The sequence below is a fragment of the Cloacibacterium rupense genome (assembly GCF_014645495.1).
GTDB lineage: Bacteria > Bacteroidota > Bacteroidia > Flavobacteriales > Weeksellaceae > Cloacibacterium > Cloacibacterium rupense.
Genome location: NZ_BMLV01000001.1, coordinates 265,400 through 291,985, shown reverse-complemented (window position 1 = coordinate 291,985; position 26,586 = coordinate 265,400). Strand labels below are relative to the sequence as shown.

Genomic DNA, 26,586 nt, shown 5'->3' with positions numbered 1-26,586 from the left:
TAGACCATTCTTACGAGAAAAATTACAAATATCTTTTTAATAAAATCAATAAAGAATATACCTCAGAATTACTCATCCAAGAAAAAAACGAAATTGAAAATTCATTGAAATTTCACCAATTGCTCATTATTTTTATCATTATTCTAAGTTTTTCTGTTGGTTCTTTTATTTTTTACAGATATTCTAAAGTAAAAAAGGCTTACAAACAGAGATTTAGAGAAATTTTAGCAGAAAAAAATAAATTTTCAATCTATGAGCAAAATTCTGACAGCTCTAAAAAAACTGTTGACCGTTTAGAAAATCATAAAACATTACTCATTAGCAAAATACCTGGATTAAGCCCAGCAACCATAGATTCTGTTCTAAATAAATTAGATACTTTCGAAAATGAGAATCAATTTCTCAACCCAAAAATAACTCTGAAATCCCTGTGTGAAGAGTTTAATACCAATTCTGGTTATCTATCTAGAATCATTAATGTGTACAAACAGAAAAACTTTACACAATATATCAATGATTTAAGACTAGATTACATTATAGAAAAAATGAAAACCAACAAAAAATATTTGTCCATAGAAATAAAAGAATTGGCCTCAGAAGCAGGGTTCGGTAATGCTGAAAGTTTTTCTGATAATTTCCAAAGAAAATTTAAAATGAAGCCCTCTATTTTTATTAAAATGATGAAAGAAGAAACTAAAACTTCCTTTCAATCACATAATCAAGCATCAAGTTTAGAGAATGTTTAGCTTCTGATTCAGGAAATTCTGCTAGAATATCTTTTGCTTTTTGTTGGAAATCTTTCATAACCCCAATGGCATAATCTAAACCACCAGATTTTTTTACAAATTCTATAAGCTCTTTTACGCGTTTTTGGTCGTTGTTATAACGTTTTATGGTGTTGAAAAAGTGTTTCCTATCAATTTCCTTTGCAGTTCTTAATGTATAAATTAAAGGCAAGGTCATTTTTTGTTCTTTAATATCAATTCCTACAGGTTTACCGATGATATTTTGAGAAAGATAATCAAACAAATCGTCTTTTATTTGAAAAGCAATCCCAGTATAAGTACCAAAATCTTGCATTTTTTTAGCCATATTTTCGTCAGCTCCATTAGAAAGCACCCCAATCTCGCAACACGCTGCAATTAAAGTAGCGGTTTTTTGGCGGATAATTTCATAATAAACTTCTTCAGTAATATCTAGTTTTCTGGCTTTTTCTAGTTGAAGAAGTTCTCCTTCAGACATTTCTCTAATGGTTCTAGCAATTACTGAAAGTAAATCATAATCTTTATTATCGGTAGAAAGCAAAACAGATTTAGAAAGTAGATAATCTCCTACGAGAACCGCAATTTTATTTTTCCATAAAGCATTGATAGAGAAAAAATTACGCCTTTTGAAACTTTCATCCACCACATCATCATGAACCAAAGTTGCAGTATGTATCAACTCAATCATAGAAGCACCTCTAAAGGTTTTTTCATTGACCTCACCTACCAATTTAGCCGTCAAGAATACAAACATTGGGCGCATTTGCTTCCCTTTGGTTGTTACAATAAAACGAGTTACTTTATCTAGCAGAGGTACTTTACTCTGCATAGATTCATAAAACTTTTGTTCGAAAAGTTTTATTTCCTCATTAATGGGTTTCTTGATTTCTTCTACTATGTTTGACACGCGTGATATAAATGATAATTGATGAAAGAAATAAAATCTTACAAATATAATTAATTAAAACTATTTTTTTATTATCATAGGTTATCAATAGAAAAAATTATTTCAATTGATGAAAAGGAATAAAATACAAGCTTTGTTTTGCATTGAATATCAATTTTACAAAACGCTCATTTGAAATATAAATTCCGTCTTTATTTACAGCAATTCCTTCTACTTGCCCAATTGTAAGTGCAGAACCTAATTTATACTTTTTCAATGGTTCAGAGAAAAATAATCCATCTTGATTTTCTTCAAAAACCATTAAATAAACTTTGGCTTTTTTGGTATAACCTACCACATAAAGTTTACCCTCAAAATAAGAAGCATCTGTAACCACAAAACCAGTTTCGTAAGACTCTAATTTACTAATTGTTTGATTTTCTGTACTTTGAACACTAATAATATAATGAGAAATATTTTTAGAAGCCCATTCTTTGGTAAATAAATGAATGTTACCATCTAAAAAAATCATGGCTTCTGCATCAAAATCGTGATTGAGATAATTGACAATAAAGTCTTTTTGCTCAGAATAATTGAACTGAAATTTTAAATCAGTATCAACAGAAGAAATATTATCACAAAAGGGACTGGTTTTGTATATAGCTAAATCTTTTCTACTTCCTGCATTATTCCCAAAATCACCGATGTAAAGACTTTCTCCATCATTGGTAATGGCCTCCCAATCTTTATTAGGAAAATTGGTTTTAAATTTTTTTAAAATTTTACCATTATTTTTATCAATCTCAAAAATTTCATTGGTGTTGCCACTGTCATTGAAAGTATATAATTGGTCTCTAAGAAATGTTAAGCCTGAAGTTTCTTTCAAAGAATCTGAAAGTATGGCAATTTTAAATTTTCTAAGGGGTAATTTTTCTATTTTTTGGGAAAAAGAAAAAATAAAATTTAAAAAAAAGAAAAAAGCCAGAATTTTTTTCATAAAAACCATCAATTTTTACGAATTTTTATTAGCCAATTGTCCACAGGCAGCGTCTATGTCTCCACCTCTACTTCTTCTCACCAAAGCAGTAATTCCAGCTTTTTCTAATTCTCTGATGTATTTCTCTTCGGCTTCTATACTTCTGTGATCGAATTTACCTTCACCAATGGGATTGTACTGTATCAAGTTCACTTTACACGGAACTTGACGGCAGTATTTTATCAAAGCTTTTATATCTTCGTCACCATCATTTATTCCTTTCCATACGCAATATTCAAAAGTGATTCTATTACCAGTTTTATTATACCAATATTGCATAGCTTCCATAATTTCGGTTAAAGGAAATTTGGTAGAAAAAGGCATAATTTCGTTTCTTTTATGTTCAATTGCTGAGTGAAGAGAGAGTGCTAATTTCACTTTTAAATCCTCATCCGCCAACATTTTCATCATTTTTGGAATACCAGAAGTAGAAACTGTAATTCTGCGTGGTGACATTCCTAGACCATCTTCTTCTGTAATTTTTTTGATAGCATCTACTACGTTTTTGTAATTCATCATCGGTTCTCCCATTCCCATAAAAACGATGTTAGAAAGCGGTCTATCAAAATATAATTTGCTTTGTTTATCTATCAAAGCTACTTGGTCTACAATTTCGGCAACCTCTAAATTTCTCATTCTTTTGAGTTTTGCCGTTGCACAAAACTCACAATTTAGGCTACAACCCACTTGCGAAGAAACACAAGCTGTAGTTCTAGATTCTGTAGGAATAAGAACAGATTCTACCATTAATCCGTCGTGTAATTTCACTCCATTTTTGATGGTTCCGTCTTTAGATTTTTGTAGTAAATCTACCGAAATAGGATTGATGGTAAATTCTTTTGAAATTTTTTCTCTCAAATCTTTAGAAAGATTGGTCATTTCATCAATCGAATGAAGGTTTTTAGACCATAACCAATCATAAACTTGTTTTGCACGGAAGGGTTTTTCGCCAAGAGTGACAAAATATTCTTTGAGTTGTTCTAAAGTTAAAACGCGGATATCTTTCAAAATAAAATTTTAAAATTATAATTACAAAATGTAATCAAATATTAACAGACCACAAAGATAAGTCTTTTAAAAAAAATCAAAACGAAAAAAAAGTGGTCTATTATTTGATAACATATGAAAACTGATTATTTATTTGTAAATTTACATAGATAATAATCATGTTTAACCTTAAAATAAAATGAAAATGAAAAGCTTTACAAAAAAAACTGTTTTCGCATTAATTTTGGCTTTCTTATTCGTAAATCTCACCTCATGCCAAAACCAAGTGAGTAATAATAATACTCATAATGCTCAGAATTCCTTAGATTATGATGGCATTTATAGAGGCACATTGCCTTGTGCTAGTTGTGAAGGTATTAAAACTACCATCTACTTAAACCGAGATTCTACGTATAAAGTGGTAACTTCTTACTTAGGAAAAGAACAAAACACTCAAGAAGAGACTGGTAAATTTACTTGGGACAAAACTGGTACTATTATTAAATTAAAAAGTAATAACTCTTCTGCAGTTACCCAATATTTTGTAGGAGAAAATATGCTTACTCTATTAGATAAAAGTGGAAATAAAATTACAGGAAATCTAGCACCTAATTATATTTTGACTAAAGAGAATTATGCGCTGCTCAATAAAAAATGGAGACCAATAGAAATACTTGGTAAACCAGTAATTCTAAACGAAAAAAACACCAAAGAACCCACATTAACTTTTGATGATAATAGCAATAGATATTTAGCGGTTACAGATTGTAATAACATTTCTGGAGGATTCGAGATTTTACCTTTTAATAAATTAAAATTTTCACCAGGAATGTCTACTATGATGGCTTGTGAAAGCATGGAAATAGAACAAAAACTTGGTGAAGTTCTAAGACAAGCCGATGGATTTATCATTAATGGAGACGAACTTACTCTAATTAAAGGTAGAATGGCACCTTTAGCAAAATTTAAAACTCCAATGCACTAAGAATTGATTTAGAAAAATTAAATAAAAAAGAACCTTCAATTTTTTTGAAGGTTCTTTTTTTATATGGATGATTTTTTTATAAAATCAACATTGCATCTCCGTAAGAATAGAATTTATATTCATTTTTGATGGCTTCTTCATAAGCATGCATTACAAAATCTCTTCCAGCAAATGCTGCAATCATCATAATCAAAGTAGATTTTGGAGTATGAAAATTGGTAATCATAGCATTTGCTACACCAAAATCGTATGGAGGATAGATAAATTTATTGGTCCAACCTTGATATGCAGAAAGTTTTTTATTAGATGACACAGAAGTTTCTAGAGCTCTCATGGTAGTAGTACCTACCGCACAAATTCTACGGTTTTCTTCAGCCGCTTTGTTGATGATATCTGCTGTTTTTTCATCAATAATTGCTTCTTCACATTCCATTTTGTGCTTAGAAAGGTCTTCTACTTCGATTGGATTAAAAGTACCTAAACCTACGTGTAATGTAACTTCTGCAAAATTAATTCCTTTGATTTCTAATCTTTTCATTAGATGTTTAGAAAAGTGTAAACCTGCAGTTGGTGCAGCTACAGCACCTTCTACCTTTGCATAAATCGTTTGATAACGCTCTGCATCTTCTGGTTCTACGTCTCTTTTGATGTATTTAGGAAGTGGAGTTTCACCAAGTTCTGTTAATTTTTGACGGAATTCTTCATAGCTACCATCAAAAAGGAATCTAAGAGTTCTACCTCTAGAAGTGGTATTGTCAATAACTTCTGCCACTAGAGATTCGTCTTCTGTGAAGAACAATTTATTACCAATTCTGATTTTTCTAGCAGGGTCTACCAATACATCCCAAACTCTGGTTTCCCTATCGAGTTCTCTTAGTAAGAAAACCTCAATTTTAGCGCCAGTTTTTTCTTTGTTACCATATAATCTTGCAGGGAAAACTTTGGTATTGTTAAAGATAAATAAATCGTCTTCGTTAAAATAATCTATTACATCTCTGAAAAGTTTATGTTCAATGGTTTGAGTTTTTCTGTCAAGAACCATTAATTTAGCTTCGTCTCTGTTTTCTGATGGGTGTTCTGCCAAAAGATGTTCTGGCAAATGAAAATTAAAATCTGATGTTTTCATTAAATCTTTTTTAAATTACGGTTTAAAAATTTCGAGCTGCAAATATACGATATGAAAACAGGGGTTGTCAAGTGTTTTTAGAAGTATTTTAAAAAATCTTAAAATTTATTGCAATTTTTCTAAAATAATAAACCACGATTTTAGCTTTTCAAAATAGCTCAACCCCGCATAAGCAGGACTAGTAGAAGGTAAAACAACAATAGGCAATCGAAAATTTTTTCCTAATATTTTTATGAGATTTTTGTGAGATTTTTGTCCATTGCAGAAAACAGCTTTTATATTCGGGAAATTCTGGAGTAATTCTTCTATTTTATTAGCTTCCTCATTTCTAATTTCAGAATCTAGACTGCCTTTTCTTTCACAAGAGTCTATCACATCCCAAAGTGCAATGTAATGTTTTTCTAGAATTTTAATTCTTTCTGTATAATCTATAGTAAAATCTTCATTAAAAATCTCACAAATAATTTTCCAAAATTTGTTTTGTGGATGGGCATAATATTGTTGCATTTCCAAAGATTTTACTCCAGGAATAGAACCTAAAATCAGTATTTTAGAATCTTTGTTGATAATTGGTGGAAATGATGAGATTTTTTGCATAAAAAATTGCGATAGAAATCTACCGCAATTTAATATTAATTCTTATTTTTTAATTTTTAATTCTCACAAAGTTTCTTTCAACCAATCAAAGAATTCTCTTTGCCAAACCAAACCATTTTGAGGGTGTAAAACCCAATGATTTTCGTTCGGAAAATAGAGAAATTTGGTTTTAAGACCTTTCAATTTCGCTGCTTGAAAAGCTTCTTGACCTTGTTCATAAGGAACTCGAAAATCTATTCCCCCTTGAATGACCATAATTGGTGTATTCCATTTTTCTACAAAATTGCTTGGGTTGTAATCTGTATAAGCCTTTGGCTGAGGATTTTGCCAGTAATTACCACCTAAATCCCAATTGGCAAACCACAATTCTTCCGTAGTTCCGTACCAAGATTTCATATCAAAAAGGCCATCGTGAGCAATAAATGTTTTGAATCTATTTTCGTGAATTCCTGCCAACATAAATACGCTATAACCACCATAACTAGCTCCTACAGCTCCCATTCTACTGCCATCTACAAATGGTAAAGTCTTTGCAAAATCTGCCGCTGCTAGATAGTCTCTCATTGGTTGTCCGCCCCAATCTTTAGAAATATCTTCGTTCCATTTTGTTCCCCAACCTGGCATTCCTCTTCGGTTTGGTGCTACCACAATGTAACCATTAGCAGCCATTAAAGCAAAATTCCAACGGGTAGAGAAAAACTGTGTTAAGGCAGACTGAGGACCACCTTGACAATATAAAAGTGTAGGATATTTTTTATTTGGATCAAAATTTGGAGGATAATGAAACCACACTCCCATTTCTTTTCCGTCAGAAGTTTTCACCATTTTCAATTCAGATTTACTAGGTGTAAGATTGGCATAATTTTCTTTATTTACCTGAGTAATTTGAAGCATTGAACCATCTTTCAAATTCAACTTAAATAAATCTGCATTATGGTTAATATCAGTTCTAGTTACAAAGGCAAAATCATTCTGAAAAGCCACAATTTCATTTACATCAAAAGTCCCATCTGAGATTTGTTTCACTTTTGCATCTTTAGGATTAAGAGCAAAAAACTGTTTGGTTCCTCTTTTAGCGGTTGTGAAATAAATCATTTTAGAATCTTTGCTCCAAGCTACATCACCTACTATGCTTTCATCCCAATTTTTGGTAAGATTTATTTTCTTTTTAGAAGTCCAATCCATCACTACCACATCATTTTTATCTGCCTCGAAACCATCTCTTGCCATAGATTGCCAAAGAAGAGATTTTCCGTCTGGCGAAAATTTAGGGTTTACATCATAGCCAAGCATTCCTTCTGTAAGGTTTTCGGTTTTACCAGAAGCTAAATCATAAGCATAAATATCTGTATTAGTGCTGGTTGCATATTCTTTTCCAGATTTTTTCTTACATACATAGAGCAATTGAGAAGAATCTGGATTCCAAATAAAATCTTCACTACCGCCGCTTGGTTTTTGTGGCGTATCAAATTTTTGTCCGTCTAATAAATCTTTGGCTTTAGAAACATCATCCGAGATACTGGCTACAAAAACGTGATTGTATTTTCCTTCGTTCCAAGCGTCCCAATGTCTGTGATTGAGGTCTGTATAAATCTGCGCTGTCGTTTTCGGTAAATCAGCATATTTATCTTTTCCCAAAAGATTTTCTACTTGTACCGCCTTGCTAAAAGCTACTTTTTTACCATCTGGTGAAACCACGATATTGTCTGCATCGCCAATCGTATAAAATTCTGCCCAAGACAAACCAATGTCTTTAGAAATATAAATTTTATCTCCTTCTGTGGCGTAAACTCCGTTTTTATCCCATTGAAAAATAGATTTTTTACCTAAAATATCCATTTTCTGGATTTGATTTTTTTCAAAATTAAGGTAAAAATTTTGTCTATTGGTTTTCTCTGTTTTTAGGTCAACTTTTCCTACGGAATAGATGATTCCTGCGTGAGAAGGTTCTACAGCCGTCACCGAAAATTTATTGAGTGTCCAAAGAATTTCTGGGGTCATTACTTGTTGAGCTTTCATAAGGAAAGGCGCTGCTAGAGCGATAATTGTATGTTTTAGTTTCATTATTGAGGAATGATTTTTTGAATGAGTAAATTTACTTAATTTTATTTAATGTAAAAATTAATAAACCACAAAAGGAACAAAAGAAATGTCTGAAAAAAGGTATTTCAAAAGAAAAAAAAGTAAAAATTTTTGTTGGTCTTTACTTCTTCGAAATCGTACTTATCAACTAAAAAGATTTAATCTTGCAATTAAAAATGTTATTCTAAAAATTGTTATTAAAACAATTTTTTCACCACTTTTTCGATGGTATTGATGTTTCTGCTGGTGAATTTATCTTTGAAGGATTTTTTACCCAAAATTTTACCAAATTCACTGTCGAGAGTGTTTCCTTTTGGGATTTTCCAATAGAAATTTTGATTGATGATTTCCGCTTCTTCGTCCTTTTGATGATCTACTTTTTTGAATTCCTCGAACAAAACATCTTCATCTCCGTTTTCGCAGATAAAACTATAAATATGCAGGTTTTCATTCTTTTGAAACGGTAAATTTTCTAGAATTTCTTTAAGTTGAACATCCGATTTCAAAAACAAAAAAGCTTCATAATCAAAATGTTCTGAAAGTGCTTTTTCTAGTTTTACTCTTAATTCTAAAGGATTTTCTTCACTTTCAAACAAAATATTTCCAGTTGCTAAAACGCTGGAAACGTTTTTCATTCCTTGCCTTACAAAAACTTCTACTACTTCTGCCATTTTCATTGCAGTTCCTTTTACGTTGACTCCTCTCAAGAATGCACAATATTTCATAGTGTTGGGGTTTGAAATCGTTTGAAAGTTTGATTTTGTTACAAAAATTAGAGCCAAACTGAACTACTTTTTTTCGTAAAGATTGTAATCTGTTCCCGAAGGTTTTAAGCGATAAATTTTTTCTAAAATTTTATTATCCGATTGTAAATGGTCTTTAATCCTGAATTCCTTCAAAAATTTGTAATTATTTTTATAGAAAACAGAATCTTTTCCGTTGAACAAATCGGTAGGAGCTAAAAGATATTTCGGTTTTCTATGTTCTGCAGTGTTTCGCCAATAGTTGGGCTTATCTTTCTTGATTTCTTTCTGAATTTCTTTGTCTACCAAACCCACTTCATCAATCGCTTTTAGCCCAGAAAAATACGGAATATAACCCGCAGGTTCTAGCAAAATATATTGATTTTTATCTTTTTCATAGTTTTTTAAGAATAGACCGATGCTTCTTCTGTAGTTCCATTCTCCGTTGCCTGTGGCGATAGAATGTATGGTTTGGAATGACATCATTGGTAAAATATAGAAAATCAGCAATAATGATATCCAAAGAATTTTCTGTGTTTTTTGCTCTAAAACAAATACCAAAACCACCGAAAAAAGCAATATCTGAGGCACCCAATAATACCAATCGAAATAACTTCTTTGCGAAATGAAAACCAATTGTTTACACCAACCAAATAGGAAAATTATCCAAATAAAATAGTTTCTTACTTTAGATTTTGAAACCAGATAAATAAAACAAACCAGTTCAAAAACTAGAACTAAAATAGTAAAAGGATTAAAATCACCAGGAAGTTTCAGCATTCCCCAATAATTGCCATAATTGAGTAAAAAGTATTTCCATTGAAGACTTAAACTCATGTTTTTGGCATATGTAGCACTTTTGGCAACAATGGTATTATTGACCAATTCGCCGAAGTAAAACCAATTAAAACTGAGCACAGAAATTATGCCTAAAACGCCTCCCAAAACAAAAAACCAATTGATTTTTCTGTTCCAAACAATATCTATCAAACCTACAATTCCTAAGAAAATAACGGTGTCTATTCTGGTAAAAAGGATTAATATTGGGAAAAGAATTTGTGCCCAGATTTTCTTTTCTTTCAGTCCGAAATATAAAAATGCCATTTCTAAGAAAAATAGAATTCCATACTCCATTCCGAGAATAGAGATTTTAATTGAAGGTGGTAAAATTCCAAATAAAAAGATAAAAATTGCCTGATGAATAGGATTTTTAAGAATTAATTTAGACAAAAAATAGCTTCCAAAAGTGAACAATATAGAATTAAAAATAAGTAAAGGATAAATAAAATGCTCTTTACCAAAAATCAAATTAAAGAAATAGGAAACAAAAACGTATAAATGTGTGGTAGAAGCCGAAATTTTGGTAGCCCCATTAAAACCAATAACACCGTAATCTAGAAGGTTTTGGGCAACTCTCCACGTGATAAAAGCATCTTCCTGAATATGGTGAGTTAATAAAAAAACGAGTTTTACCAAAACGGTAATTGCTACAAAATATAAAGGTAATTTTCTATATTTTTCGGTGATTTCAGACATTGTGTTTATGTTATTATCTATGCAAATATAGTTTTAAATTTTTACAGAAATAATGAATAAGAAACAAAAAAAACCGAACTCAAAAAAGTTCGGTTTTAAAAATTTATTTGGTTGCTTCCATTAGCTTCCTAGTAATCTCAGCTTCTTTTTCGTTGGCGTAAGTAGAATCATAAGGTTTCATCACTTCGAAAAGGTAAGAATAGAATGGTGTAATTTTCTTCACGTTTTCTGCTTCATCATACGCTTTTTCTTTGCCCAGCGCTTGTAAATCTTTAATAAAATTATTGAAACGCTTATCTACAGGTGTGATAGATTTCACCAAATAATCATAGGCTTTGTCTTCTTTTCCTATTTTTTTGTAAGCATTAGAAACAGCGCCCACCACTATAGAATATAAAATAGGTTGAGAGCTCATTTGTTTTTTCACAAATTGCTGCTCGTGATGAGAAAGACTGAGATAATAATCATATTCTTGGAAAATATCTTTCTTGAGTTGTTCTGCCAATTGTAATCCTTTTTGCTCTTGGCCTGCAACTATGTAGCCATAGACCATAGAACTCAAAGAACGTGGGTCGTTATATTTAGAAGATGGAATTTCTTTACTGGCTAAGTCTAAAATTTCTAGAGCTTTTGCTTTTTTACCTTCTAAAATTAATCCTTCAGCAGCTCTACTTGCCGAACTTCTGTAACTTACAATATTAGAAGTACAGGTTTCATCAAAATGAACTTTTAAATCTTTAAAATTGCCCCATCTGTAATTTTTAACAACATTATAAAGGTTTTCTGCATCTACTCTACCCATTTCACCATCTTCTGTTTCTTTAGTAAAAATAGGAACCAATCTGTAACTAAAGCCATCAAACTGAAGATAATCATTAAGATAGAAAATATTTTGATCTTCATAAATACCACCTGTAGAGAAGTTGATAGGTCTATTCCAATCGAAATTGGCAAGAATATCCATCAACATATAATCTGCCTTAAACATATTTCCTCTTTTGTAATTGATGGTAATGTAATCTACCGCTTTGGCTGCATCTTTGGCATTAATGATACCAGATTTTACAGCATTGGCTTTATTTACTGGTAAAACAAATTTAGAAACAGGTAAGAAATTAAATCTTTCAAATTTTTCTTCACCGAAAAGAAGTTTTAAGACTTCGTCTTTTTCTGGAGATTTATTTTTTAAGAAATTTACCGCTTCTTTAATGTTCATAGAATCTTGAATCATGTATTTTTTGAAAGGCTCAAAAACACTTTCTGGAACTCCAGCTTCTACATTATTTTGTATCAAATATTTCCAATTTTCAGGATTTAATACTACCACTTGGTCATTGGTTCCGTCTCTGTAATCATCATGATTAAGATTTGATGGAACTGGCATTGCATTGTACGTTCTGCGTTTTACTTGGTCTATGTTCCAAGGTGTACCTAGAAGAGTAAAGTTGACTACTTTTACATCATCTCTGAATCTTTCTGTCTCCTGAATAGCCCAAACTGGATAGGTATCGTTATCTCCATAAACAAATAAAATATCATTTTTAGGCAAAGATTTTAGCATAGAATAAGAATAATCATATGCAGCATATCTTTCACTCCTATCGTGAGGAACATAATTCTGGAAGCCCATCATAAAAGGAATTCCTAATAATAAAATCCCAACTAACCAAGTAACCGATTTAGATTTAATTTTTTCTTGTAAAAACCATAAAATAGCAGCGGCACCGAAACCAATCCAGATGGCAAAAGCATAGAAACTGCCTACCATAGCATAATCTCTTTCTCTTGGTTCAAATGGTTTTACACCAGTGTAGAAAATAATACCAAAGCTGGTTAAAACAAACAAAGAAAGGATAGCCCAGAATCTTCCGAAATCTCTATTGAATTGGAAGAAAGCTCCTAAAATTCCTAATAATAAAGGTAAAAAGAAAAAGTAAACGGTACTTTCGTTATAGAATTTTGCTGGCATATCTTTTTGATTTCCCCATTGGTAATTATCAATCGCAGGAATACCAGAAATCCAATTTCCGTTGGTATTTTCCATATGCCCTTCAAGGTCGTTTTGTCGTCCTACAAAGTTCCACATGAGGTATCTTACAAAATAATAACCTACCTGAAATGTTGCCAAATAATTTAAGTTTTGAGATAAAGTAGGTTTATGTACTTTTATTAAATCATATTCTTTTGCTTGTTTATAATCCTCCAAAGAAATACTTCCGTCTTCAAATTTCTGTCTTAATTGGTCAAAAACTTCTTTAGCTTGTGGATTGTCTGCTACATCTTCGTTGTCATAATTCAATTCAAAATCTGGCGCACCATACATAGAAATATAATTTGACATTACAGATTCATCTTCATTAAACATTCTTGGGAGAAAACTTACATGGTCTTTAGAATAAACATAATTAAAACGTTCACCTACAATATCATATTTCCCAGTTTTATCATTTTTCTCGTAGATATCCCCAGTTTTTTGAGTTTTGAAGCTTCCATCATCATTTTTTTGGATTCCACTATTATCTAAATAAGCGGTATAGTTTTGTCCGTAGATGGTAGGCCAATCTCCGTATTGCTCTCTATTGTAGTAATCTAACATCCCAATAGCGTTGTCTGGGTCGTTTAGGTTCATTGGTGGATTAGCGTTTGCTCTAATAGGAATTACTAGCCAACAAGAAAAACCAATAATCATATAAACTACAGAAAGAGCGATGGTTTGGAAAAGTTTGCTCCCAGATTTTCTAGCATATTTTAATGCAAAATACATTAATAAGAAAAGAATGATAAATGCAACGATAGTTCCTGAGTGAAAAGGTAAACCAATTCCATTAACAAAGAAAATTTCTGATTTACCAAATAATGACATGATTAAAGGAAAAATTAGTTTGAAAACAACTATCAGTATTGCTAAAGTAACAGCATTTCCTATTAAAAAACTTTTCCATGTAAATTCGTAATTTCTAGCGTAATATATAAGACACACTGCTGGTATTGCAAGCATCACCATCATGTGTACTCCTACAGAAAGACCTGTCATGAAGAAAATCAAAATCAACCAACGCTCATTGTCTTTCTCATGGTATTCATTTTCCCATTTTGTAATTAACCAAACCAAAAGAGCAATGAACATAGATGCCATAGAATACACCTCTCCTTCTACAGCAGAAAACCAAAATGTATCTGAAAATGTAAAACTTAAAGCACCAACAACACCGGCAAACAATATCGCTATTTCTTCAGTTAAGGACACTTCTTCAAAGTCTTTATCTAGAAGTCTTCTTACCAAATGTGTAATGGTCCAAAATAAAAATAAAATGGTGAATGCACTGAAAAGCGCAGACATCGCATTGATGATTAGTGAATATTTAGTAGGGTCACCAAAACCAAAAATAGCAGCTACTGCACCCATTAATTGGAATAATGCTGCACCAGGTGCGTGTGTTACTTCTAATTTCACCGCAGAGGAAATGTATTCTCCACAATCCCAAAAACTAAAATTAGGCTCAATGGTTGAAAGATAAGTAAAAAAAGCAATGGCAAAGACCACCCATCCTAAAATAGTGTTCCATTTTTTGAAAGTCCAACTCTTCATAAGTATATTAAAAAATTACAATTGTGCGAAATTAAGTTTTTATTTTCAAAAAATGATTTATTGTATTCTAATTAATAAATATTTAAGATAAAATGATAAAAAACAAAATTTAAACAGTTGTTTGGTGATATTTTTAAATAAAATAGCATTCAAAAACTATGATAAAAATCACTATTTATGGCAATCTCGTCAATTTGTTAGTTAAAATTTATTAAAATATATGTTTTTTTTATATTTTTGCATTTAGTTTTATTAGAGATAAAAGAAGAAAATGAAGAACGTTTTTGATAACATTCTCGGGTTAATAGGAAATACACCTTTGGTTAAGCTAAATGAAGTAACCAAAGATATACCAGCAAAAGTTTACGCCAAACTAGAATCTTATAATCCGGGGCATTCTACTAAAGATAGAATAGCGCTTCATATCATAGAAGCAGCAGAAAGAAAAGGGCTTCTAAAACCAGGAGCTACCATTGTAGAAACTACCTCAGGAAACACAGGATTCTCTATTGCTATGGTAAGCATCATCAAAGGCTATAAATGTATTCTTTCTGTAAGTGATAAAACAAAACCAGAAAAAATCGCTTATCTAAAAGCTCTTGGTGCTACTGTTTACGTTTGTCCAGCTTCTGTTCCTGCAGATGACCCAAGGTCATATTATGAAGTAGCCAAAAAAATAGCAGCAGAAACGCCGAACTCTATTTATATCAATCAGTATTTTAACGAATTGAATATAGATGCGCATTACTCTTCTACTGGCCCTGAAATATGGGAACAAACAGAAGGTAAAATCACCCATATTTTTGCTTGTACAGGAACTGGTGGAACACTTTCGGGCTCAGCAAAATTTTTGAAAGAGCAAAACCCAGAAATTAAAGTTATTGGTGTAGATGCAGATGGTTCTATATTAAAAACTTACCACGAAACAGGTAAAATTAATTATTCTGAAATTCACTCCTATCAAATAGAAGGTCTAGGGAAAAATTTAATTCCAGGAGCACTATTATTTGATAAAATAGACAAATTCATTAGGGTAAATGACGAAATGAGCGCTTACACAACTAGAGAAATTGCCCTTAAAGAAGCTATCATGGGAGGTTACACCACTGGAGCTGTTTTGCAAGCATTAAGACAATATGCTAATTCTAACCCTTTTAAAGAAGATGATTTAGTGGTTCTTATCTTCCCTGACCATGGTTCTAGATACATTACTAAAGTGTACAGTGATAGATGGATGGAAGAACAAGGCTTTATTAACAACTGTTTCCACAACTACGAAGAAGTTTTCAAAACAGAAATCATAAAATAAAAAACTTATAAATGCCTTATTGGCATTTATTTTTTGATAATATTTAAATAAAAATTCTTAATGGATATTTTTGAAAGAATTATACAAAACCCTGGCCCACTAGGTCAGTTTGCTGATTATGGTGAAGGATACTTTATTTTCCCAAGATTAGAAGGCCCAATAGGTCCTAGAATGAAATTTCAAGGAAAAGAAGTAATTTTTTGGAGTGCAAATGACTATTTAGGACTTTGCAATCACCCAGAAGTATTAGAAGCAGATGCTAAAGCTGCCGCAGAATACGGTATGTTTTATCCAATGGGTGCTAGAGCAATGTCTGGAGAAACAGACCAACACTTACAATTAGAAAAAGAATTGGCAGAATTCGTCAATAAAGAATCTGCTTACTTACTCAACTTTGGTTACCAAGGAATGGTCTCTACCATAGATGCATTGGTATCTAGACATGATGTAATTGTTTATGATTCTAATTCACACGCATGTATTGTAGATGGCGTACGTTTACACATGGGTAAAAGTTTCATGTTCCGTCACAATGACATGGAAAGCTTTGAAAAAAACATAAAAAGAGCGACCAAAGTAGCTCAGGAAAACGGCGGAGGAATTCTTGTAATTACAGAAGGGGTTTTCGGAATGACTGGTCAACAAGGAAAACTAAAAGAAATTGTAGCTTATAAAAAAGATTATAATTTCCGATTATTGGTAGATGATGCTCATGGTTTCGGAACTTTAGGAAAAACTGGTGCAGGTGCAGGCGAAGAACAAGGTTGTCAAGACCAAATTGATGTATATTTCTCTACTTTTGCCAAATCTATGGCTGGTTTCGGTGCATTTATTGCGGGAAATAAAGAAATCATTAGATATCTGAAATTTAATCTTCGTTCTCAGATTTTCGCTAAATCTCTAACAATGCCAATGGTTATTGGTGGCTTAAAAAGATTAGAACTTCTAAGAACTAGACCAGAAATAAAAGCTAAACTTTGGGAAAATGTAGAAAAACTACAAAATGGTTTATTAGAAAGAGGATTTAATCTAGGAAATTCTAATACTTGCGTTACTCCCGTTTTTATGCAAGGTACCCCTGTAGAAGCTACTCTTTTGGTGAAAGATTTAAGAGAAAATTTCGGAATTTTCACTTCAGTTGTGGTTTATCCTGTAATCCCTAAAGGAAGTATCTTACTAAGATTGATTCCTACGGCCTCACATACTGATGCCGAAATAAATGAAACTCTTGCCGCTTTTGATGCGATACATGACAAATTAATCAATGGAGTTTATAAGGAACAAGCCGAAAAGCTTCTAGAAGAACAAGGTTTAGAGTTTAAACCTTTATAAAAAAGAAAAACCTACAGAAAACCGCTCTATCAGGCGGTTTTCTTCATTTAAAAATGGGTTTTAATAAATATAATTTGAAATTCCAAAATTTTAACAGACTTTAACACAAAAACCGTCTTTTTCTTAAAAAACACGTTATAATTTGTTAAAAATTAGGCTTTTAGTATTTTGTTGAGGTAAATTTGCAGCATAAAATTTCAAACATACAATTATGAAGAACACTTTCAGTTACGTAAGAATTGTAATTTTGAGTTTGGTATTAAGTTTGGTTTCTTTAAACATTTATGCACAGAAACACAATTACTTAGAAAAAAACAAAACTCTAGCAGAAAACCTTTCTACAAAATACGGAATCCCAAGTTCTATTATCCTTGCGGTAGCCTTTGTAGAATCAGGTGGCGGAAGCAGCAAAAATTCAAAAGTTTTAAATAATCATTTTGGAATTGTAGGAAAGAACAATATCGGTTCTAAATACAAACAGTATAGTTCTGCTGAAGAAAGCTACGAAGCTTTCTGTAAGCTAATTGCAAAAAAGAAATATTACACTTCTTTGAAAGGTAACAATGACTTTTCTACTTGGGTAAAAGCAATAGCATCTGCTGGCTATTCTACACAACCACAAGAATGGATGAGAAGAATTAATCTAATCATTCACAAATACCAACTTAAAGACTAATTAATTTTAGCAAATTTTTCAAAATTACATATCAAAAGCTCCAAAATATTGGAGCTTTTTTTTATGAAAACACATATTGTGTATCATTTGAAATCTGATTATCTTAGCACGTAAAATCTCTCACAAATTTATGAATAAAAATAGCAATTGGCGAGTGGTGACTCTAATCTCCATTTGTTTCATTATATACCTTATTTTATCCATTTTCAGCTTTGCTTTTGATTTCAAATGGGAACCATTTGAAAAAGTCAACTTAATTACTGATGTATTTGATAAAAATAAAAAATCTGAAATCGTAAAAGAAGACCTACAAAAGAATAACCCTGAAAATTCTAAATCTAATTCCAAAAATCTAGTTCAAGATTTTGAACTTTATAAAAAACCAAACTTCATTACCAATTTTTATAAAGGTGATAGTGTAACTGCACTTACAGAATTTGCAGAAAAACTTCATCAATTAAAAACATCCAAAAAAGGAAAAATCAGAATTGCCTATTTTGGAGACAGTATGATTGAAGGAGACCTTCTTACTCAAACTCTTAGAAAACTGCTTCAAAAAGAATTTGGTGGTTATGGCGTAGGTTTTTTACCCATACATTCTAAAGTTGGTGGCTTTAGACAAACTGCATCTGTAAAATCTTCTGGCTGGGAAACCACAAACTTTATGGACAAAGGTGCCAAAAATATGTATATCTCTGGTTTTAGCTTTTCTGGTTTAGGAAATGGAAGTTTTACAGACAAAACAGTAACAGCACCACCTTCTTTGCAAAAATTCTTAATTTATGGAGAATCTAATGGCGGAAACATAAACTATGACGGAACATCTATTTCTCTACAAGGAAATGATTTGGTCAATTCTCAATTGCTTTCTAATAACAATGCTACTTCTTTCGAATTGAAAAGTAATTCTGCAACCACACCGTTTTATGGCGTAAGTTTCGAGTCTGAAAATGGAATTATTCTTGATAATTTTTCTTTCCGAGGAATTACTGGTGTAGAATTCAGAAAAATAGACGAAGATTTTTTAAAAGCCGTACAAAAAGCCAATCATTATGACTTGATTGTAATGCAATATGGTGTAAATTTATTATTTAGACCAAATGATACAGATTACTCTTATTATACCAAAAATATGACTCCGGTTTTAGAAAAATTTATTTCTGCTTTTCCTAAAACAGATATTCTTTTGGTGAGTAGCGCAGATAGAGCTTTTCGATATAATGGAGAATACCAAACCGCAAAAGGTTTGCCTAATTTATTAGAAACGCAAGCAAGATTGGCTTACGACCATCATTTAGCTTTTTTCAATCTCTTTGAAACTATGGGTGGCGAAAATTCTATTGTAGATTGGGCCTCGCAGAAACCGCCTCTTGCCAACAAAGATTATGTGCATCCTAACGGAAAAGGAGCAGATATTTTGGCAGAAAAACTATTCCACGCAATAATGAATGATTACAATAACTATAAACCTAAAACAGAAACTACCCCATGAAAACATTAGAAAATCTTTTCTCTACTTTTGATTGGAGTGCTTTCTTTCAACAGTTTCTATATGACAGTAAAAATCCTTTGTTGTTTAATAATGGGTTTTTTGTGTATTTCTTCACACTTTTTATTCTTTTGTTTTTTTTGTTAAGACATCATCACGCAGCTAGAAGATATGTTTTTACGTTTTTTTCTTTGTATTTTTTCTACAAAGCTAGTGGTTGGTTTGTAGGTTTGGTTATTTTTTCGGCATTGGTAAACTACCTGCTCTCTAATGCTATTTATAAATCAAAAAACAAATCTGGAAAAACATGGATTTTGGTTCTGAGCATTATTTTTAACCTTGCCCTACTCTTTTATTATAAATACACTAATTTTTTCATTACACTTTCTAATGAAATTTTCAGTACAGAATTTCATCCTTTAAATATTATTTTACCTATTGGTATTTCATTCTTCACTTTCGAAAATTTGAGTTATACCATAGATGTTTACCGAGGAGATTTCAAACCTGCCAATAAATTCACAGATTATTTGTTGTTTCTTTCGTTTTTCCCAAAATTAATGATGGGGCCAATTGTAAGAGCACACGATTTTGTTCCGCAAATCAACAAACCTTACATCTTATCCGAAAGAGATTTTGCAATGGGTTTTTATTTGATTATTTCTGGTCTCATCAAAAAACTCGTCATTTCTGATTACATTACCCTTAATTTGGTGAATTATATTTTTGATACGCCATCACTACATACGGGTCTCGAAAATTTATTTGCTGTTTATGGTTATGCAATGGTTATTTATTGTGATTTTAGTGGTTATAGTGATATTGCCATTGGTATTGCACTTTGGTTAGGCTTTAAAATCCCTGCCAATTTTATGTCGCCTTACCAAAGTAAAAATATTACAGAATTTTGGCGAAGATGGCACATTTCACTTTCGTCTTGGTTAAAGGATTACTTGTACATTCCTTTGGGTGGAAATAGAAAATTCTCTATTGCTTCCTTTATTTTTGTGATAGGATTTTTGGCAGGAGCATTTTTAATGTCTGTTAATTTGTTCAAATTAAGCTATTTATACGCTTCTATCGTTTCATTAGTTTTACTTCTAATCTTCTTGCTTCCGGCAATCATTACCAGAAATTCTAAAGGAATTGCAGCAAATTTCAATTTATTAACCACAATGTTACTCGGTGGATTTTGGCATGGCGCAAGTTGGAACTTCATCATTTGGGGAGCCATACACGGAATTGGGCTGGGAATTCACAAAATTTGGATGCTCATTACAGGAAAAGCATTTTCTGGCTTTAACAATAGTAAAATTTACAGAATTTTAATGGGAATCATCACGTTCCATTTTGTATGTTTCGGATGGATTTTCTTTAGAGCAGAAGATTTTGATGCGGCAATGACGATGATTAATCAAATTCTTTTCAATTTTGATGCGCAAGTTTTCTGGCCATTCTACGAAAATTATAAAGAAGTTCTTTGGATGATTGTTTTAGCAATGGCCATTCATTTAATTCCAGATGATGCAGCCGAAAAATTGATTGCAAAAACCAAAACGATTCCTTTGGTAATTTACATCATCATTTTCTTTGCATTTTTGATTTTATATGGTTATTTCAAATCTGCGGAACAAGTAATGCCAATTTATTTACAATTCTAAAATATAAAAAGCACTGAGAAAATCAGTGATTTTTAATGTATTTTTTTAGTACTAACAAAAATAATAAACCACAAAAGAGACAAAAGATTCATTAGCTTATAAGCCATTCAAAAGAAAAAAAACTAAATATTACACTTTTTTTCCTTTTTAAATTCTTGTTTCAAATCATTTCTTTTGTCTCTTTTGTGGTTAAAAAATATAATTTAAAAAATTGTGATGTACTAAATAATGTATTTTCATTTAAAATTATCGGAAAGTGCATTCCAAATTTTCTGTGCCTGAAACTCATAACCAGGTCTTAAGAAATGAACTCCATCTGCATTAGCCTCTTTCCTATTCAGTGATTTTTTGAAATACCCGCGTTCACCAGTCGCTTCATATAGATTAAAAAACGACACGTTATTTTGTAAAGCACTTTCCTTAATCCAACTCACAATTTCTTTAATTTGATGTGGTTTTAATTGATTATCTGTGGGTGAAATCAATAAAATAGGAAGGTCAGGATTCTGTTCTTTAAATTTTGAAACCAAATCTGAAACATTTTTTTGAAATTCTTCTTTAGTAATGGTACTTAGAGATTCATTAGTTCCTAAAGCAATCACCACAAAATCTGGATTTATAGATTTCAATTGCTCCATTTGAAGTGGAAATTTCAGAAAATCTGCATACTTAGCTCCATTTACACCTACTGTATTAAAAACAACGCCTTTATTTACATTTTTCAAAAATTGAAAACCATAAAACGTATTTCCAGAACTTGCATTGGTTTTCATTAAGAATGTATTTTGAGGCTCAGAAAGTTGCACCAAAGTTTTATTTCCAGAAAACTGATAATCAGCAATTTTCTCTATTGAATTTTCAAATTCAGGATTGTAATTAAAAGAAATTTTATCGATTTGATAAGAATTTCCTTCCATAGGATTTTTAATTCCAGCTCCGTTTAGTTGAACCAATTTTGTAGTAGTGGTATAAAATTTAGACGCTAATTCTGGAAAAGTTTCGCCAGATGAAACAGTATATTTTATTCTTTCTGCTGATTTAGAAACAAAATTGCTTAAGGTTTGATTTTCTTTATACAATTGAAATTTTTCACCATTCATTTTTTCATCATTGAAAATCAATATTTTATCGAAAAATTCGTCAGGATTTTTGAATTTTATTTCAAGGAAACTCTCTTTTTGGTTTCCGATGACAAAACCAGAAGCTCCCATTTGCTGAAAAACATCTTGCTCATATACCAATCTGAAATTCTGCCAAGTTTGGTTGGTAGCCGAAGTAAAATCATCTGGGCCATTAGAATTGGCAACTGCATAAGGAAAAACCAATCCTCTGCCTGCATTACCAAATTTTTCTTGAAATTTATTTCTCAAAAAACTGGTTATCCAATCTGCTTGAATGTGAGAATCTCCCAAAAATAAAATTTGAGTTACTTTATCTTGATTAAGTTTTTCTACAAAAGGCTTTAAAACCTCTTTATTTTCAATGCTTTGAGATTTAATAACAATAACTAAAAGCAAAGCTATTCCGCTCAGAATTGATGTCCATTTCATTTTCATTTTGTGAATTTATAAAAAATATTTGTAAGACATTTATAAATCTTACCTTTGCAAAAATTTATCATTTGAAAGATCTTCTTCTTATTACGCCTCCGTTTACGCAGCTCAATACACCATATCCGGCAACTGCGTACCTGAAAGGTTTTTTGAATACCAAAAACATTCCAAATCATCAAATGGATTTGGGAATTGAAGTCATTTTACAACTTTTTTCTAGAGAAGGGCTTACCAATTTATTTCAAGTTTCTGGTTCTGGATTTCAAGAATTTGGTCAAGAAATTTCTGAAAATTCGCAGAGAATTTTTGCATTGAAAGAAGAATATATTAAAACAATAGATGATGTAATTGCTTTTCTGCAAAACAAAAAGCCAACATTAGCGAGACAAATTTGCAGTATGAATTTTCTGCCAGAAGCTTCAAGATTTAATCAACTTGATGATATGGAATTTGCTTTCGGAAATATGGGTTTGCAAGACAAAGCGAAACATTTGGCAACCTTATTTTTAGAAGATTTATCAGATTTTATTGTAGAAAATGCAGACGAAAATTTTGGCTTTAGCAGATATGCAGAAAAACTCGGGAGAAGCGCCAATTCTTTCAATGAATTATATGAAAAACTCAATGCTGAAAAGACTTTTATTGATGTAATTACCTTAGAAATTTTAGAAAAAAAGCTGAAAGAAATTCAGCCTAAATTGGTGTGTTTTTCCGTTCCATTTCCTGGGAATTTGTATTCAGCTTTTAGATGCGCACAATTCATCAAAACTCATTTTCCGAATGTAAAAACGGCTTTTGGAGGTGGTTTTGCGAACACAGAACTTAGAGATTTAAAAGATAAAAGAGTTTTTGAATTCTTTGATTTTATTACACTTGACGACGGAGAATTACCTATAGAACTACTCTACCAAAATATTTCTGAATCTAAAAACGAATTTAAACGTACTTTTTTACTAGAAAAATCTGAAGTAATTTATAAAAATAATTCTGAAAAACACGATTACAAGCAATCTGAAATTGGTACACCCGATTACACTGATTTGCCTTTAGACCAATATATTTCTGTGATTGAAATTGCCAACCCGATGCACAGTTTATGGAGCGACGGAAGATGGAATAAGCTCACGATGGCGCACGGTTGCTATTGGGGAAAATGTACTTTTTGTGATATTTCTTTAGATTACATCAAGCTTTACGAACCTATTTCTGCCAAAATTTTGGTAGACAGAATGGAAGAACTCATCGAAAAAACGGGAGAAAATGGCTTTCATTTTGTAGATGAAGCAGCGCCACCAGCTTTGATGCGAGAAGTAGCCCTTGAGATTTTGAGAAGAAAACTCGTGGTCACTTGGTGGACAAACATTCGTTTCGAGAAAAATTTTACCAGAGATTTGTGCTTTTTACTGAAACTTTCGGGTTGTGTAGCCGTTTCTGGTGGTTTAGAAGTTGCGAGTGATAGATTGTTAAAGCTCATTAATAAAGGAGTTACGGTAGAACAAGTTGCCAAAGTTTGTAGAAATTTCACTGAAGCCGGAATTATGGTTCACTCCTATTTAATGTACGGTTACCCTACGCAAACTGAACAAGAAACCATAGATTCTTTAGAAATGGTAAGACAGATGTTCGAAATGGGGATTTTACAGAGCGGATTTTGGCATCAATTTGCGATGACGGCACATTCGCCAGTTGGATTAAATCCTGAGGAATTTGGGGTAATTCCGAGTGTAAAGGAAATAACTTTTGCCAATAATGATATAGAATTTAGAGATAAAACAGGAATTGACCACAGTAAGTTCAGTTTTGGACTGAAAAAATCACTTTTTAACTATATGCACGGAATCTGTTTTGAAAATCCTTTGCAACAATGGTTTGAATTTAAAATTCCGAAAACAAAAATCCATCCAGATTATATACACGATTGTCTTTTGGAAGAAGAAAATTTTAACACCAAACCGAATTCAAAAATCATTTGGACAAGTGGAAAACCATTGGTAGAATTTTTCACTAAATCTAAAAAAGGAAATACTTGGGAAATGGCAACGCTTACCTTCCACGAAAAAACGAATGTTTTTAGCATTAACCTAGAAAAAGATAAAGCCAATTGGTTATTAGAAACTATTGATGAAATTGCTTTACATAAAAACAATAAAGCATTAAATTTCAATGATTTAAAGTCAAAATTTGAATTAAATTTTGATGATTTTGAGTTATTTTGGTATTCAAAACCAATGCAAACTTTGAGAGAAAATGGCGTAATTTTGACTTTATAAATTTCTTTTTTTGGAAAAATGTAATCTAAGAAATTTAAGAATATTTCATAAAAAAACTCGAGCTTTTGGCCCGAGTTTTTCATTTATTTGAGAAAATTTTAATCACAAAGGATAATTCCTTTATCATTATTAAATTCTACTACACCACTGTTTATTTGGTAAGAAAAAACACTATTCTTTTCGTTTTCTTTGGTGAAGAATTTTGCAAAATTATCATTTGCAATCTCCTTTGTAAACAATCTTACTTTACCATTAACTAAAGAAGAAACAATAGCGGCGTGATTTTTCATAATATGGAAATCACCATTTTTTCCGGGAAGAAGAACAGAATCTACTTCGCCTTCAAAAACTACAAATTCCGGGGTTAATATTTTAATATTCATTTTAATTAGCTTTTGGCATTTGGCTTTAGGCAAATAGCTATAAGCTATAAGCTATAAGCAATTAGCAAATTATGCGTTTTCAGCAAGCATTTTTTGTCCTGCTTCAATAGCTTCTTCAATAGTTCCTTTCAAATTGAAAGCAGCTTCTGGCAAGTGGTCTAATTCACCATCAATAATCATATTGAAACCTTTGATGGTATCTTTAATATCAACCAAAGCACCAGGAATACCTGTAAACTGCTCTGCTACATGGAATGGCTGAGATAAGAATCTCTGAACTTTTCTAGCTCTATAAACTACCAGTTTATCTTCTTCAGAAAGTTCTTCCATACCAAGAATTGCGATAATATCTTGTAAAGCTTTATATCTTTGAAGGATTTCTTTTACTCTTTGTGCACAGTCGTAATGCTCGTTTCCTAAAATCTCTGGAGTAAGAATTCTAGAAGTAGAATCTAGTGGATCTACTGCAGGATAAATACCTAAAGAAGCAATTTTTCTAGAAAGTACTGTAGTAGCATCTAGGTGAGCAAACGTAGTTGCAGGAGCAGGGTCAGTTAAGTCATCCGCAGGTACATAAACTGCCTGAACAGAAGTAATAGAACCATTTTTAGTAGAAGTAATTCTCTCTTGCATTGCACCCATTTCAGAAGCTAGGGTTGGTTGGTAACCTACCGCAGAAGGCATACGCCCAAGAAGTGCAGAAACCTCAGAACCAGCTTGTGTAAAACGGAAAATGTTATCTACGAAGAAAAGTACATCTCTACCTTGACCTTCACCATCACCATCTCTATAATATTCTGCTAATGTAAGACCAGAAAGTGCTACTCTAGCTCTTGCACCAGGAGGTTCGTTCATTTGTCCGAAAACGAATGCAGCTTTAGATTCTTTCATGAGTTCAGTATCAACTTTAGAAAGATCCCAACCACCGTTTTCCATAGAATGCATAAACTCATCACCATATTTAATGATACCAGATTCTAGCATTTCTCTCAAAAGGTCATTTCCTTCTCTAGTTCTTTCACCTACACCAGCAAAAACTGATAAACCACCGTGACCTTTAGCAATATTATTAATTAATTCCTGAATTAATACTGTTTTACCAACACCAGCACCACCGAATAAACCAATTTTACCACCTTTTGCATAAGGTTCGATAAGGTCTATAACTTTAATACCAGTAAAAAGAACTTCAGCAGAAGTAGATAATTGATCAAATTTAGGTGCTTCTCTGTGAATTGGTAATCCATTAGAATGCTCGATATTTTTAAGACCATCGATAGAATTACCCACTACATTAAAAAGTCTTCCGTTTACTTCTTCGCCAATTGGCATTGTAATTTGTCTTCCGTATCCAATTACTTCTTGTCCTCTTTGTAAACCGTCAGTAGCATCCATTGCGATACATCTTACCATATCTTCACCAATGTGCTGTTCTACTTCTAGTACTAGAGATTCTCCGTTTGTTTTTATTATTTCAAGGGCATCATAGATTTTTGGTAATTCTTCTACTTCCTGAAAAACAACGTCGATAACTGGACCGATAATTTGTGAAATTTTTCCTTTAATTTGGTTTGCCATTGCT

The 26,586-nt window shown here is 31.9% G+C and carries 20 protein-coding genes; 8 read left to right on the top strand and 12 right to left on the bottom strand.

All coding sequences use genetic code 11. The annotated features are described in order from the left end of the window. Nucleotides 1-746, top strand: a 746-nt coding sequence (locus tag IEW40_RS14105; RefSeq protein ID WP_194461762.1) for a helix-turn-helix domain-containing protein, incomplete at its 5' end; no start/stop codon positions are given. Here IEW40_RS14105 and IEW40_RS01345 read toward each other — a convergent pair. From IEW40_RS01345 to rlmN, 3 genes are all read right to left on the bottom strand, one after another. Next, a complete protein-coding gene (locus tag IEW40_RS01345; protein WP_188616278.1) occupies nt 694-1,671 on the bottom strand; it encodes a polyprenyl synthetase family protein in 978 nt (325 codons plus the stop codon). The two genes, IEW40_RS14105 and IEW40_RS01345, sit on opposite strands and share 53 nt — an antisense overlap. A gap of 97 nt (nt 1,672-1,768) precedes the next feature. After that, nucleotides 1,769-2,647: a hypothetical protein gene (locus tag IEW40_RS01340; protein ID WP_188616277.1), complete on the bottom strand. Its 879-nt coding sequence runs from the start codon at nt 2,645-2,647 to the stop codon at nt 1,769-1,771. 15 nt (nt 2,648-2,662) lie between these two features. Further along, a complete protein-coding gene (gene rlmN, locus IEW40_RS01335) occupies nt 2,663-3,694 on the bottom strand; it encodes a dual-specificity RNA methyltransferase RlmN (protein ID WP_188616276.1) in 1,032 nt (343 codons plus the stop codon). Between the two features lie 184 nt (nt 3,695-3,878). On the opposite strand from rlmN, the gene IEW40_RS01330 reads away from it, so the two are divergent. Beyond that, nucleotides 3,879-4,658 carry a copper resistance protein NlpE N-terminal domain-containing protein gene (locus IEW40_RS01330; protein ID WP_188616275.1) on the top strand — a complete coding sequence of 260 codons (780 nt, stop codon included), beginning with the start codon at nt 3,879-3,881 and terminating at the stop codon, nt 4,656-4,658. Nucleotides 4,659-4,734: 76 nt separating this feature from the next. Here IEW40_RS01330 and queA read toward each other — a convergent pair whose 3' ends face one another. The 6 genes from queA to IEW40_RS01300 all read right to left on the bottom strand — a co-directional run bounded on the left by queA (nt 4,735) and on the right by IEW40_RS01300 (nt 14,331). Continuing rightward, entirely contained in the window at nt 4,735-5,784 is a 1,050-nt protein-coding gene (gene queA, locus IEW40_RS01325; protein WP_188616274.1) for a tRNA preQ1(34) S-adenosylmethionine ribosyltransferase-isomerase QueA, read from the bottom strand. A 105-nt stretch (nt 5,785-5,889) separates the two neighbouring features. Continuing rightward, nucleotides 5,890-6,381, bottom strand: a complete 492-nt coding sequence (locus tag IEW40_RS01320) for a DNA-deoxyinosine glycosylase (protein WP_188616273.1) — start codon at nt 6,379-6,381, stop codon at nt 5,890-5,892. A gap of 63 nt (nt 6,382-6,444) precedes the next feature. After that, nucleotides 6,445-8,445, bottom strand: a complete 2,001-nt coding sequence (locus IEW40_RS01315) for a S9 family peptidase (RefSeq protein ID WP_188616272.1) — start codon at nt 8,443-8,445, stop codon at nt 6,445-6,447. Nucleotides 8,446-8,660: 215 nt separating this feature from the next. Continuing rightward, the gene (locus IEW40_RS01310; protein ID WP_188616271.1) at nt 8,661-9,188 is read right to left on the bottom strand and encodes a DUF1697 domain-containing protein; all 528 of its coding nucleotides are present in this window, start codon (nt 9,186-9,188) and stop codon (nt 8,661-8,663) included. 63 nt (nt 9,189-9,251) lie between these two features. Then, complete coding sequence (locus IEW40_RS01305) at nt 9,252-10,742, bottom strand: DUF8728 domain-containing protein (protein ID WP_188616270.1); 1,491 nt, start codon at nt 10,740-10,742, stop codon at nt 9,252-9,254. Nucleotides 10,743-10,845: 103 nt separating this feature from the next. Continuing rightward, nucleotides 10,846-14,331: a glycosyltransferase family 117 protein gene (locus IEW40_RS01300; protein WP_188616269.1), complete on the bottom strand. Its 3,486-nt coding sequence runs from the start codon at nt 14,329-14,331 to the stop codon at nt 10,846-10,848. A 271-nt stretch (nt 14,332-14,602) separates the two neighbouring features. Between IEW40_RS01300 and IEW40_RS01295 the strand changes: the two genes are divergently transcribed. The 5 genes from IEW40_RS01295 (at nt 14,603) to IEW40_RS01275 (ending at nt 20,798) form a co-directional block, all read left to right on the top strand. Continuing rightward, the gene (locus IEW40_RS01295; protein ID WP_188616268.1) at nt 14,603-15,640 is read left to right on the top strand and encodes a PLP-dependent cysteine synthase family protein; all 1,038 of its coding nucleotides are present in this window, start codon (nt 14,603-14,605) and stop codon (nt 15,638-15,640) included. 60 nt (nt 15,641-15,700) lie between these two features. Beyond that, complete coding sequence (locus IEW40_RS01290; RefSeq protein ID WP_188616267.1) at nt 15,701-16,972, top strand: aminotransferase class I/II-fold pyridoxal phosphate-dependent enzyme; 1,272 nt, start codon at nt 15,701-15,703, stop codon at nt 16,970-16,972. A gap of 211 nt (nt 16,973-17,183) precedes the next feature. After that, nucleotides 17,184-17,648, top strand: a complete 465-nt coding sequence (locus IEW40_RS01285) for a glucosaminidase domain-containing protein (protein ID WP_188616266.1) — start codon at nt 17,184-17,186, stop codon at nt 17,646-17,648. Between the two features lie 130 nt (nt 17,649-17,778). Further along, the gene (locus IEW40_RS01280) at nt 17,779-19,140 is read left to right on the top strand and encodes an SGNH/GDSL hydrolase family protein (RefSeq protein WP_188616265.1); all 1,362 of its coding nucleotides are present in this window, start codon (nt 17,779-17,781) and stop codon (nt 19,138-19,140) included. Continuing rightward, complete coding sequence (locus IEW40_RS01275) at nt 19,137-20,798, top strand: MBOAT family O-acyltransferase (protein ID WP_188616264.1); 1,662 nt, start codon at nt 19,137-19,139, stop codon at nt 20,796-20,798. The genes IEW40_RS01280 and IEW40_RS01275 overlap by 4 nt, the downstream gene beginning before the upstream one ends. Before the next feature lie 236 nt (nt 20,799-21,034). On the opposite strand, the gene IEW40_RS01270 is transcribed toward IEW40_RS01275, so the two are convergent. Next, a complete protein-coding gene (locus tag IEW40_RS01270; protein ID WP_229663345.1) occupies nt 21,035-22,348 on the bottom strand; it encodes a GDSL-type esterase/lipase family protein in 1,314 nt (437 codons plus the stop codon). A 71-nt stretch (nt 22,349-22,419) separates the two neighbouring features. Here IEW40_RS01270 and IEW40_RS01265 point away from each other — a divergent pair, with 71 nt between their 5' ends. Then, nucleotides 22,420-24,621 (top strand): B12-binding domain-containing radical SAM protein, encoded by a 2,202-nt coding sequence (locus IEW40_RS01265; RefSeq protein WP_188616262.1) that lies wholly within the window; start codon nt 22,420-22,422, stop codon nt 24,619-24,621. 98 nt (nt 24,622-24,719) lie between these two features. Here the strand turns inward: IEW40_RS01265 and IEW40_RS01260 are convergent, their stop codons facing one another. Both IEW40_RS01260 and atpD read right to left on the bottom strand, forming a co-directional pair. Then, nucleotides 24,720-25,004, bottom strand: a complete 285-nt coding sequence (locus IEW40_RS01260) for a FoF1 ATP synthase subunit delta/epsilon (protein ID WP_188616261.1) — start codon at nt 25,002-25,004, stop codon at nt 24,720-24,722. 69 nt (nt 25,005-25,073) lie between these two features. Next, nucleotides 25,074-26,582, bottom strand: coding sequence for a F0F1 ATP synthase subunit beta (gene atpD / locus IEW40_RS01255; RefSeq protein ID WP_188616260.1), 1,509 nt, complete (start codon nt 26,580-26,582; stop codon nt 25,074-25,076). Nucleotides 26,583-26,586: the final 4 nt, after the last annotated feature.